This window comes from Enhygromyxa salina (assembly GCF_000737335.2).
Taxonomy (GTDB): Bacteria; Myxococcota_A; Polyangia; order Nannocystales; family Nannocystaceae; genus Plesiocystis; species Plesiocystis salina_C.
This window is the reverse complement of record NZ_JMCC02000037.1, coordinates 82,184-94,014: the sequence shown is the minus strand read 5'-3', so window position 1 is coordinate 94,014 and position 11,831 is coordinate 82,184. Positions and strand designations below refer to the sequence as shown.

9 protein-coding genes are annotated in these 11,831 nt (G+C 65.2%); 5 read left to right on the top strand and 4 right to left on the bottom strand.

What is annotated here, in order from left to right; genetic code table 11:
* Positions 1 to 347, top strand: a 347-nt coding sequence (locus DB30_RS41460; protein WP_205632991.1) for a hypothetical protein, incomplete at its 5' end; no start/stop codon positions are given.
* A gap of 969 nt (positions 348 to 1,316) precedes the next feature.
* Here the strand turns inward: DB30_RS41460 and DB30_RS15680 are convergent.
* A complete protein-coding gene (locus tag DB30_RS15680; protein WP_052549646.1) occupies positions 1,317 to 2,705 on the bottom strand; it encodes a hypothetical protein in 1,389 nt (462 codons plus the stop codon).
* 309 nt (positions 2,706 to 3,014) lie between these two features.
* Between DB30_RS15680 and DB30_RS15675 the strand changes: the two genes are divergently transcribed.
* Positions 3,015 to 3,509 (top strand): hypothetical protein, encoded by a 495-nt coding sequence (locus DB30_RS15675; protein WP_146659090.1) that lies wholly within the window; start codon positions 3,015 to 3,017, stop codon positions 3,507 to 3,509.
* Positions 3,510 to 3,740: 231 nt separating this feature from the next.
* On the opposite strand, the gene DB30_RS15670 is transcribed toward DB30_RS15675, so the two are convergent.
* A complete protein-coding gene (locus DB30_RS15670; protein WP_052549641.1) occupies positions 3,741 to 4,685 on the bottom strand; it encodes a LysR family transcriptional regulator in 945 nt (314 codons plus the stop codon).
* 78 nt (positions 4,686 to 4,763) lie between these two features.
* On the opposite strand from DB30_RS15670, the gene DB30_RS15665 reads away from it, so the two are divergent.
* Positions 4,764 to 5,636, top strand: coding sequence for an aldo/keto reductase family oxidoreductase (locus tag DB30_RS15665; RefSeq protein WP_052549639.1), 873 nt, complete (start codon positions 4,764 to 4,766; stop codon positions 5,634 to 5,636).
* Between the two features lie 237 nt (positions 5,637 to 5,873).
* Entirely contained in the window at positions 5,874 to 6,380 is a 507-nt protein-coding gene (locus DB30_RS15660; RefSeq protein WP_052549637.1) for a P-loop nucleotide/nucleoside kinase family protein, read from the top strand.
* Between the two features lie 104 nt (positions 6,381 to 6,484).
* On the opposite strand, the gene DB30_RS15655 is transcribed toward DB30_RS15660, so the two are convergent.
* Positions 6,485 to 8,173, bottom strand: a complete 1,689-nt coding sequence (locus tag DB30_RS15655; protein ID WP_153258334.1) for an FG-GAP repeat domain-containing protein — start codon at positions 8,171 to 8,173, stop codon at positions 6,485 to 6,487.
* 878 nt (positions 8,174 to 9,051) lie between these two features.
* Here DB30_RS15655 and DB30_RS15650 point away from each other — a divergent pair.
* Complete coding sequence (locus DB30_RS15650) at positions 9,052 to 10,383, top strand: DUF1254 domain-containing protein (protein WP_052549635.1); 1,332 nt, start codon at positions 9,052 to 9,054, stop codon at positions 10,381 to 10,383.
* Between the two features lie 234 nt (positions 10,384 to 10,617).
* Here DB30_RS15650 and DB30_RS15645 read toward each other — a convergent pair whose 3' ends face one another.
* Positions 10,618 to 11,697 (bottom strand): SMP-30/gluconolactonase/LRE family protein, encoded by a 1,080-nt coding sequence (locus tag DB30_RS15645; protein WP_165703786.1) that lies wholly within the window; start codon positions 11,695 to 11,697, stop codon positions 10,618 to 10,620.
* Between the last annotated feature and the right edge of the window lie 134 nt (positions 11,698 to 11,831).

Here is an 11,831-nt window from a genome sequence, read left to right as displayed (position 1 = left end):
ACGAGTACACCTGCGTGTGCGACGAGGGCTGGACCGGCGCCACCTGCGACGAGCCGGAGGTGGGTTGCCCATGCACAGCTTCCCCCATCTGGGAGCAGATTGCAGCCCCTGGGGTGTCATCGTGTGCACAGGATACCAACCCGTATGCCCCATCCGTGGATATTGACTTCAACGCAGTAGACGAGGGCTCTCCAGGGTATGCGCGCATCTCCTATAATGTGGCCTTCAGTTATTGCAGCGCCAATGCTAATGGTATTGGCGAGGTGTTTTTCGGTTATCTTAGTCAGGAGGAAGTCGATGCCTGCTTCGTCGAGGCATTGGCGCTTTGCGAACCGTATCTGCCGTAGCTCGTTTGTGCTCGAGTGTCCCTGCGCGAGCTAGGAGCCCGTGGTGCATCGCGTCGCCTCGCGCCGGAATTTTCGTCGAGGGCGAGGCGCCGAAACGCAGCTGTACCGGGCGTACTGCAAGTTTCGGCAACACTGCCCTCGGCGAAAAGGCCAAGCGAGGCGGTGCGAGGCATTGCACCACGGGCTCCTAGCGGAGGGACGCGTCGATCAGTCGTCGGTGGGCACAGCCTCGCCGGCTAACCCAAAGTCAACAAGCGCGCGAGCTCGGCCACCGAGCTCGCGCCAAGTTTTGGGAGCCCGCGCGCGCGGGTGCCGTGTGTTCGTGCCCGGCCGATCTATCGAGGTCGCCATACAAGGTGACCCGCCGCTGCGCCGGTCGCCTACTGACATCATCAGTTGCGCTGGTTGCTCCGCCATGAGACGCTGCATCGGCATGCAGGGTCTCGCAAAATCGCTCATCTTCGGTCTCATGGGATTCGCGGCGGGAGTCGCCTTTGTCGCCTCTTGCTCGACGTCCGACTCGGGTGAGTTCGGGCTCGGCGAAACGGCAGCGACCGCGGAGGATGCCCTCGAAGAGACTTGCCCATCATGGATCGTTCGCAGCCATGATACCGGTCTCAAGCCGACCTATGTGGTCCCCGCTGGCGAGTTTCCCTTTGCTGTCTCTGGGGGGGTACTCTTGACGCGGGCTTGCGCCGACTAGGCAGAACGCCGCAGCGAGCTCGAAGGCCATATTGCGCTGATGAACAACACGAATGTCGCCACTTTGAGAATCTGGAAGTGCGTCTTCGTTATCGGTATTGAGCCCCGCATTCAGCATGCACAGGGGCCCGCCATCAGTCGACTTCCACTCATTGCAGTCGGTTTCTGTACATTTCGGACTCAGCCGCGCGAGCGCTGCAACAGCTCGAGAGAAGTCGCCATCGACGAGCCGATGTCGGACGGCGCGCTTGCGAGCGCCGACTCGCGCTACCAGCCCCAGACTTTCTTCAGGCGGACCGTGTCCGCGGTGCCGCGGTGCTTGGCGAGGTGCTCGAGCAAACCACCGACGCGGGTCTCCTCGAGGTCGACGCCCGCGCACAGCCGTTCGAAGGTCGCGTCGAAGCTCGAGTAGGCGATGTCCATGTACGTGGGGCCGCCTTCGTCGTCGTAGTAGGCGAGCTCGTCGAAGCGATAGATGATCTCGTCGAGCGTGGCCCGGGCTTCGGGCGCGAAGCTGGCGTAGCGAGCTTCCATGAGCTCGGCGACCTGCGACACCGCGATCCAGATCTCCGACCCTCCGAACTCGACCGACATCACCTCTCGACCGTGGACCTCGACCCGGGGGCGGTGGGGATAGACGAGCCCGACCTCCAGGTTCACGGGCGTGGACTCGAGACGGGCCTGGTCGATCCCGAAGAAGGCGAAGGGGATCTGGACGCGCCCAACTTGGGCGAGCTGAGGGCTCGCTAGCAGTCGATCGACCACGTCGCCGCTCGGGGGTGGCAGCACGAGCTCGTCGAGACGCCCGAGGATCGGTGTGTCGAGGATCTGCTCGACGAGGGCCTCGGAGCGCTTACCGCCGAGGTAGATGGTGCCTGCGACGCACCCCGCCGCGTTGTGCGAGAGATCGAGACGGCGCAGCCCAGGCAGACCGTCCATGCGCAGCAGCTCGGCCAGGCGCGCGCGGCTTGGGTCGGGTCCCGCGAAGCGCTCGCCCGTGGAACCGGACAGGAGCGCGAGATCGAGGTCGCGCACACACGGGAGCTCTGTCCACTGCCCAAGACCGATGATCGCGTCGTAGCCCCAGACGCACAGGCGCTCGAGTGTTGGGTGGGGGAGATCCTCGAACAACTCGCGGCCGACCAGGGTCAGCGCGCGCAGCTCGGGCAGCGCTTGGCACAGCCTCGCGGCTTCGTCCTCGCCGACCGGCGACGGCTCGTAGCGAGCAGCGCTCAGGTTCAGCTGAAGCGAGGCGAGCGCGCGAGGCGAGCGCGCGAGGTCGGCGACGAGCTGCGAGGTCACGACTGGTGGTGCGCTGATCGAGAGTCGCTGCACCTGGGTCGCAGCCTCGCTGTCGAGCACGTCGCCGAGACCGTCACATGTCTCGACGTTGGCGTAGAGGTCGAGGCACAGCGACTCCACGTAGCCGTAGCGCAGGGTGACCTGTAGCGAGCCACGCCTCTTGGCGAGCCACGCACGCATGGTGGCGAACGACGGGCCGAGCCATCGCTCAATGTGATCCTCGAGGAGCTCGTCGCGTCGATGCTCGAGCTGCCGGCGCTCGGGTTCGCCTGGCTGCGCGTCGAGTCGCTGCTCGATCCCGATCAGCTCACCGCGCGGATCGCCTGCGGCCTGGAGCTCGTCCGCGAAGACCACCCACGCCTCACTGTGAGGCGCGGCGAGGCTCGCTGCGAGTCGACTTGGTAGCGATCGTGTCGTCATCCGGAGTGATGCATCCCGTTGGAAGTGTGCGTGGCCAGCACGAGCCAGGCGGTTAGCAATGGATTGTATGCAAACAGATCCCCAACTTCACCCCGTTCGGCGCGGTCTCGCGCGAACCTGCCTCGAGCCCTGAGCCCAACCCACGGCTCGGACAGCGTCTCGCCTGGCGCCGTGCGGAGGGGGCCAGACGGCGACGCAGCTTCGCGGGCGCGCGCGCACCCGCACGCTGGTACAGTGGGTCTCGTGGCACGCACGTTTCACTATGCATTCGCCCATTGGGCGGTGCCGTGGCTGGTGTCCGGCCATCCGAATTTCTTCTTGATGCTCATGCACCCGGAGCAGCGCTGGGCCGACTCGGTCCTCGAGCAACTGTGTGAGCACGCCCAGATGGCCAGCGAGCTGGCGGCGACCAGCTTCGGGCCGGCGCAGGTGCAAGTGACACGTACCCACGCTGGCAGGCATCCGTGCGTCGTGTTGACGCTGCCTCGACCAACGGCACCAACCGAGGCATTCATGATTGGCTTGGTCCAGCATGGCCCACCGGGTGAGCCGGAGATCAATCATATCAACCTTCTCAATTTCACGGTTGAGCTGGTCGACGGCGATCCTCCGAGCGCGGCCTTCTGCGAGTGGGAGAAGGACAAGACCAACCACGTCAACTATGGCCACGGTCCGGTCCCGAGCTTGGATGAATTTGTCGCCTGGATGGCGAAACTCGTCGACAGTCGCCCAACATGATGAGCGCGACGGGCGAACCGTGGCTTGGGCTCAGGGCTCGAGGCAGATTCGACATCAACCGCGAGCTCGCCGATGGGCTGTCGGGGCTCACGCCACGTCACCAGAAGATCGTGATGGACATCGCGCAGTCGCGGCACCGCTGCTCTTCTGCGACGAGGCAGCCTCGATCTACTCCGTCAATGTCGTGTTGTCTCGAAGTCCTGAGGAGGCGCTGTATCGGGCGACCCAGCCTCAGCGCGCCTTGTTCTTCACATGACCTCGACGACCACGCGAGGGCCTCGGCTGCGTCGCCTTGATGAAGTCCACGAAAGCGCGCAGCGGTGTCGGAAGGTAACGACGACCTGGGTAGTAGAGAAACGGCCCGGAGACGCTCAGCCACCACGGCTCGAGCACGGGCACCAGGTCTCCTCGGTCGAGGAAAGGACGCAGCCAGTCCTCGAACAGGTAGACGATCCCGCAGCCAGCCACGGCGGCCTCCACGGCGAAGTCCGTCGCGGGGCCAAAGCTGGCGACCAGCGGACCTTTCGGGTCAACGCGGATCGTCTCTTTGTCCCGCTCGAACTCCCAGGCGTGCAGCGGGCCATTCGAGAACCGCCAGCCCAGGCAATCGTGGTCGAGCAGCTCACGAGGGTGCGTGGGCCGACCACGGCGAGCCAGGTAGGCGGGCGACGCAGCGGCGGCGTAACGCTGGACGCGCGGGCCGATCGGAACCGCCACCATGTCCTTCTCGAGCGATTTGTCGTAGCGGATGCCGGCGTCGAAGCCCTCTGCGACGACATCGATGCGACGCTCGTCGGCGACCACCTCGATATGGATGTCGGGATACTTGGCGAGGAAGGGCGGCACGATGGGTGGCAGCACGAGCTTGGCGGCGGCCGTCGGGACGTTGAGCTTCAGACGACCTGCGGGGCGATCACGGAAGTCGTTGACCACGTCCAGCGCAGCCCGCACTTCGCCGAGCGCCGGGGTGATCCGCTCGAGCAGGCGCGCTCCAGCGTCGGTCGGTGTGACGCTGCGAGTGGTGCGATGGAGCAGCCGAACGCCGAGTCGGGCTTCGAGCCGACGAACCGCGTCGCCCATCCGCGACGCGCTCGTGCCGGCCACGCGGGCAGCGCTGCGAAAGCCGCCCTCGCGGGCGACGGTCAAGAACGCGGTGATGTCGGCGAGGTCATCCATCGACTGTCCAGATTTTCGCACAGCCTGTGCAGATTACACCGGATTGTCGTACGACGTGATCTCCATATATTGCTCGCCATGACCAACCTCCCGATCCCAGACAGCTACCGCCTTGGCACCTCCACCGTTCGTCGTCTTGGCTACGGCGCCATGCAGCTCGCCGGTCCCGGCGTGTTCGGGCCCCCCAAAGATCGCAAGGCCGCCGTCGCCGTCCTGCGCGAGGCGGTCGCCCAGGGCGTCAACCACATCGACACCAGCGACATCTACGGTCCGCATGTCACCAACGAGATCATCCGCGAGGCGCTGCATCCGTATCGCGACGGTCTTGTCATCGCCACGAAGGTCGGGGCCGTACGCGGACCATCTGGCTCGTGGGAGCCGGCGCCGTCCGGCGCCGACATCGAGCGTGCGGTCCACGACAACCTCCGCAACCTCGGCTTGGACGTGCTCGACGTCGTCAACCTTCGCGGCATGTTCAGCGCCCAGGGGCCGGCGGAAGGCTCGATCGAAGCGCCGCTCACCGCTCTCGCCGAGCTTCGCCAACGCGGGCTGATTCGGCACATCGGCCTGAGCAACGTCACCGCCGCGCAGATCGCCGAGGGTCGCAAGCTCACGGAGATCGTGTGCGTGCAGAACCACTACAACCTGACCCACCGCCACGATGACGCCATCATCGACGACCTCGCCGCGCGCGGCATCGCGTACGTGCCGTTCTTCCCGCTCGGCGGGTTCGCGCCGCTGCAGTCCAGCACGCTCGACGCCGTGGCCGCGCGGCTCGGCGCGACGCCGATGCAGGTGGCGCTCGCGTGGCTCTTGCGTCGCTCGCCCAACGTGCTGCTCATCCCAGGGACCTCCTCGATCGCGCACCTACGAGAGAACCTCGCCAGCGCCTCGCTGGTCCTGCACGCGGAAGACATGGAGACGCTGAACCGGCTCACCGAGAGCTCGTGACGGCTTGGGCCTTGGCGGGCCGCCGAGGGACGCAGGAGTGCTCCTCGGGACGCCGAGCTGAGTCCGCAGCGTCAGCGTGATCGCGGATGTACGCGCCATCGAACAGCTTCCGTCGCGTGAGGCCGTGAAATCCCGGACACAACCGACCGGCATGGGACGCCGCGCGCGAGTCACCAAAGAAAATCGCAACACGGCCGAGGACATCACCGGCTCGTTGACGGTATAGACATCCCACGGATGCCGAAGGTCCACGTCATCAGCGGAGCCACGGGAGCAGGCAAGACGACCTACGCGCGCGCGCTAGCGAGTCGCACGGGCGCGCTGCGTTTTTCTATCGACGAGTGGATGAGCCGGCTGTTCGTGCCCGATCTCGGCGAGCTCGAGTTCGCCTGGATGATGGAGCGGGTCGGTCGCTGCGAGGCGCAGATCTGGAGCGTCGCCGAGCAGGCCCTCGCGCTCGGCGTCGACGTGATCCTCGATCTCGGGTTCACGACCCGCGAGCACCGTGAGCAGCACCGCGCCCGCGCGCTCGCGCTCGCGCTCGAGGTCGAGGTCGCCGTCCACTACCTCGACGCCCCCGCTGAGCTCCGCCGCACGCGAGTTCGCCGGCGCAACGGGGAGCGCGACCCGGCGGTGTTCGCCTTCGAGGTCACCGAAGCCATGTTTGAGTTCATGGAACCTCGCTTCGAGCCTCCCGACGCGAACGAGCTGGTCGGCGGGACCCACGTACGGGTCGACGACTGACCATCGACCCTCGCGCGCAGTATCTCGTCGGCAACGGCGGCGCTCATCGCCGTCCGCCTCCATGGTCACCCGGCGCCCGTCGACGCCGCCGCTGCGCTGTGTGCTTAGCCCGCAGGAGGCGGCATGCACAGGCCGCCGCCCTCGATCTGCGCGTTGGTCCGGAAGGTGTTGAGCCCCTCCCACGCGGGCACCTCGAACTGGGGGATGGTCCCGTCCTCGCGCACGTTGCTGACGTGGTAGCTGTGCTGGTTCCAGATCCGGCGAGCCTGAATCCAGCGATCTTCGACGTCCTTGATCGCCTGAATGCAAGGATCGCCGCCTCCGAGGTGCTGGTTCGATACCACGAGGATCTCGGCCGAGCCGTCATTGTCGATGTCGGCCACGACCGGGTACTCGGACAGCGTCCCGCTCTTGCGACTCTGCTGGAGTAGCACGTTGCCGTCGCCGTCGAAGATGAACATGAAGTCCTGATCGGCGTACATCGCCTGGGCCGCACCCGCGCCGAGAAAGTCGAACGCGGTCCCGGCCGCGATCCCGCTCGCGTCGTTGACCGGGGCCGTCCACACGATGCTCGCGTCGGGCTCGTAGACGGTGTACTGCGAGGCCGAGCTCGTTGCGAACTCCGGGAAGCCGTCGCCGTCGAAGTCGTGGATTGTCGCGGGTCGCAGCCAATTGGTGCCGGTCGGCCCGACGTTGGTTGGGCGCTGATCTTGGTAGGTCACCTGACCGTCGTGCTCGATCAGCGACAGCCCGTCGATGTTGGTCAACAGGACCTCGGGTAGGCCGTCATCATCGAGGTCGGCGACCTGCGGGTAGCCGGGCTCGAGGTCGGTCATCCACAGCAGGTCGCCGTTGTGGTGGTAGGCGGCGTGGCCGATCACGATCTCGAGGTCCTCGTCGTTGTCGAGATCTGCGGCCGTGGTCGCGCCCCACTTGCCCGAGGGCACGGGGAACTTCTCGACCAGGTTGCCGAGGTGATCGAGAAACATGTTCGCGGTGATGATCTCGACGTCACCGTCGTTGTCGACGTCGGCGAGCGCGGCCGAGTTCGAGTAGCGCAGACCCGGACCGCCCGACCAGTCCGCGGGCACGCTCCACTTGAGCTCACCGGTGTGCTCGAAGGCCAAGATGTCGCCGGTCGGCGAGGCGGTGACGATCTCGACGAGGCCGTCGCCGTCGATGTCACCGATCGCGGGCGTGAAGCTCGAGTCGACGCCCTCTTCGATCCGAAAGTGGAGGCTGCCGTCGTCGCCGGACAACAAGAATATGTGGCCTGTGTTGTTGGGATTGCCCGGGTTCGCGGCCGCGACGAGCACGACGTCGGGCACGTCACACAGGTCGATCTCGCCGTTGTTGTCGTCGTCGGTGAAGTTGGCGACGAGCGGGGTCACGTAGCTGTAGGGCTCGGCTTCGTCGGTGAACGACCACTGCAGCGCGGGCTCGAAGGCGTCGGGCGGCGCTGACTGCTCGCACTCGCCGACCGCGTTCATGTTGTCGACGACCTTGCAAGCATCGATGGGCGGCCCATCGTCGGAGTCGGGCAGCGAACTCATGTCGAACTTGGTGCCGCCGTCGCCGTCTCCCGGGTCGCCGTCGCCGTCGCCGTCTCCCGGGTCACCGTCGCCGTCGCCTTGATCTGCGGCGCTGTCCTCGGTGTTCTCACTCGACCCGATGCTGGTCGTGCCATCGTCAGCTCCCGCGCTATTCGTGTCGGCACCGGAGTTGCCACCGCAGCCGGTGCCCAGCGAGAGACCCAACAGCGTCGTCCACGAGATCCATCCAAACCGTCGCATGCCGCGATGCTCCATGATTTGTGATGCAGCAGCAAGTTCGCCGGAAGGAGCTGTTCGCTGAGCGCGAAGACCCACTTTTATCCGCCCCGCCTGCGTTGGAAGGTTGGATCTTCGCGCGATGCTCACGCGCCAAGCTGCGGGTCTCACACTCATGTCAGCGTGCTTGACCTCTCGGACGAGATCCGCCCCGAGTTGGCCGGTGTCCGCCCCGAGGGTGAGGACGACATCCCCCTGCCACTCACCAGCACGGGCTCGAGCCGTTGACGCACCTCGACCTGCACGACGACCTCATCTGCAACAAGTACGGGGACTACTACTACAACGACGTCACGATCGGAACGCGCATGCGCCTCTACGTCGATGCCGGCTCGTGTAAGACTGCCAGGCTGCTCTGGGAGCCGAGTGGCAAGACGGTCGACACAGTCAGCCACAGACTTCAGCGTGCGTCTTTCGGCCTGGGGCTGAGCATTGTAGCTCATACAGTTCATCCCCATACTCCTACGGGAGAGCGATCGGCTGCGCGAGGCGAAGATTGGCGCCGAGTGCCAGGAGAGCCGTGCGTGCGTGCTCGCGCGGGCGTTGCTGGCAAGTGGAGCACAATAGCGTGAGCTTCATGACCTGAAATATTAAAGTCGCCAGGCATACTATGGACATCGGAAGAGTGACTCGAGCGATCGTTGGCCTCGAGCCTCTGGCCTCGCGCACGCGTGATTTTGCGAACGTTAAAGTGACGTTTTGGTGTCTGCAACGTCAATATGGCCTTGCCATCGCGTTTGGCGCTCTGCCCCGCCCCAATGGGTCTGTTGCTCGTGGCTTGCCAGTCGAGACGCCACGGTGTAAAAAGTGGGAGCCCTCCCACTTTCTGAAAGCCGTATCCAATGCCCATCACCGTAACACCCGAAGAAGCACGCAGCATTGTCAAAGACGCCTATCTGTATGGTTGGCCACTCTCTGAGAATTACAATACGATCTACGCCTACAATGTTGATACGACCGGCCCCAACTACAAGGCGCCAATCAACCAGATCTACAATGAGAACCAGGTGTATACGCCCGAAGACACGTCGGTCGTGACTCCGAACTCCGATACGCCTTACTCGTTCGTCACCGCCGACCTCCGGGCCGAGCCCCTGGTGCTCACGGTTCCGGCCATGTCGCCGACGAACCGCTACTTCTCGTACCAGCTCATCGACTGCTACACCTACAACTTCAACTACATCGGCACTCGCGCCACTGGCAACGCGGGCGGGACCTTCCTGCTCGTGGGTCCGTCGTGGCAGGGCGGAGACACCAGTCAGTTTACGGGTGTCTTCTACAGCGAGAGTGAACTGGACTTCGTGATCGTGCGAACGCAGTTGTTCGCGCCCGACGACATGCCCAACGTCGAAGCGATCCAGGCCCAGTACAAGGTCCAGACCCTCAGTCAGTTCACCGGCAGCCCGCCTCCGCCAGCGGCGCCTCAGATCAATTGGCCGCTACCCGCAACCGGTGACGCAGGAAAGACCCCAGCGGTGTTCAGCGTCGTCAACTTCATACTGCAATTTTGTCCCACCCACCCTACGGAGGTGGGACTGATGGAGCGTTTCGCCAAGATTGGTGTCGGCGCTGGCCTGCCCTTCGACGCAGAGAGCTTGAGCCCCGAGATGCTCGCAGCGTTCGAAGCAGGCATCGCCGATGCATGGGCGGAGTTTGAGAAGATCAACGCGCAGGTCTCGGCGGGTGAGCTCAGCACAGCCGATTTCTTCGGCAGCAGGGAGTACCTCAACAACAACTACCTGTACCGCTTCACCGCGGCAAAGCAGGGGATCTACGGCAATACGAAGCAAGAAGCTCTCTACCCGATGTACTACGTGGATGCCGATGATCGAAAGCTCGACGCCTCGACCGGTAATTACACGATCACGCTGACTTCGCTGCCGCCGGTCCACGCATTTTGGTCGATCACGATGTACGACGCCGAGACCCAGCTGCTCGTCGACAACCCGATCAATCGCTACCTCGTGAACTCGCCGATGCTGGACTCGTTCGTCCGTGGGGCGGATGGTTCGATTACGTTCTACGTCCAGAATGAGTCCCCGGGCTCGGCGCTGGAGCCCAACTGGCTGCCCGCTCCAAGCGGCGGGTTCTACATGGCCATGCGGCTCTACTATCCGGACCAGACGGCGCTCGACGGCGAGTGGACGCCGCCGCCGGCGGTTCTCGTGAGCTGAAGGTCGCACCGTTCGGCGCTGCCCATTCTGCCCATTGCGCCGTGCCAACAGGCAGTTGCTCGCGCGTGGGCAGGTCCCGCATAGCTGCTTGGCGTCGGGGATCGTGATCGTCCAGGCGGGGCCACAGGCCGACAGGAGCGGGGCACACACGAGGAGCAGAGTGATGAGCCGTCGCGACATGCGGCGAGCGTGACGGATCCGCCACGCTCGCGTCGCGGCGGCGTTGATTGACGATCAGTAGTAGAGCTCAGACCCGCGGACCCCGACATACACACGCTGCAGCAGCGGGTCCGAGAGTTGGGTGGCGTAGAGCGAGCAGGGATCGAATCCGGGCCCGCGTCCAAACGCGAGGCTGGCCACGAAGCCGAGCTCGTCCGCGACCAGCTCGCCAGTGCTCAGCTCGCTCACGCTGCCGTCGATGCGCCAGATCTCACCGCGCAAGTTGGCGGCGACGTAGACCATGTTGTCGACGTCGATGGCGATCCCATCGGGCGTCGAGCCCATGCCCAAGTGCATGATCTCGATCGCGCTGGCCTCGATCGGGAGCCCGTCTGGCCCGACGTCGAAGCGGGTCAGCTGGCCCTGCTGGGTGAAGGTCGAGGCCACATAGAAGCTGGCGCCGTCGGGGCTGTAGCCCATGCCGTTGGGCGAGGGCACGTCCTGGATCACGACCGTGACCTCGCCGGTCGAGGTCACGCGGAAGATCCGGGTGTCGAGGTCGTCGGAGACCAGGGCGCTGCCGTCGGGGGCGATGACCACGAAGTTTGCGTTGTCGATCCCGGCTGCGAGGATCGATGCGTCGCCGCTCGGGTCGACCGCGTAGACCGCCCCATCCGGGGATCCGAACTCGCCGATCGAGGCGACCACAAACCCGCCGCTGGCGATCGCCGCGAACCCGACTGCGTGGGGGATCGAGGTGAACTCGCTCGCGCTGCCGTCCGCGCTCACGCGCCACACTCGACCGTGGGAGCTGGCGTAGAGCAGGCCGTCGGACGCACCAAACGCGATGCCCTCGCTGCCGCCGCTGAAGCCGTCGTAGAGCACCTCGTGCTGACCAAATTCGAGGTCGGTCCAGCACGCGTTTGGATCGGTGTCGGTGTCGGTGCCCTCGGTCTCGCTGGAGCTGGTCTCGCTGGAGCTGGTCTCGCTGGAGCCGGTCTCGTCGGTCTCGTGCGCACCTGACTCGGAGCCAGGTCCGCTGGTCTCGCTCGAGGTGTCTGACGCGCTCGCGCCACAGCCGATCGTGGTGAGGATCCCAAGGCAGACCAGCACGGTGCGTGGACGATGTTGACGCTGGACACGAGCGGAGTGCATGGCCCGGAGCATACTCGCGCGGGCGCACCTTCCCATGTCGGTCGCGACTCGCCGACGAGACCGTCATGCTCGATGCGCAGGACCCCAGCTGTGCGCTGAACCCGGCTGGGTGGTCGACGGCGGTTAGGGCCCAT

Excerpts from the sequence above, each read along its gene's own strand:
- DB30_RS15670 (WP_052549641.1), bottom strand. The coding sequence starts at position 4,685 with ATGGATGACCTCGCCGACATCACCGCGTTCTTGACCGTCGCCCGCGAG.
- DB30_RS15665 (WP_052549639.1), top strand. The coding sequence starts at position 4,764 with ATGACCAACCTCCCGATCCCAGACAGCTACCGCCTTGGCACCTCCACC.
- DB30_RS15660 (WP_052549637.1), top strand. The coding sequence starts at position 5,874 with ATGCCGAAGGTCCACGTCATCAGCGGAGCCACGGGAGCAGGCAAGACG.
- DB30_RS15655 (WP_153258334.1), bottom strand. The coding sequence starts at position 8,173 with ATGCGACGGTTTGGATGGATCTCGTGGACGACGCTGTTGGGTCTCTCG.
- DB30_RS15650 (WP_052549635.1), top strand. The coding sequence starts at position 9,052 with ATGCCCATCACCGTAACACCCGAAGAAGCACGCAGCATTGTCAAAGAC.
- DB30_RS15645 (WP_165703786.1), bottom strand. The coding sequence starts at position 11,697 with ATGCACTCCGCTCGTGTCCAGCGTCAACATCGTCCACGCACCGTGCTG.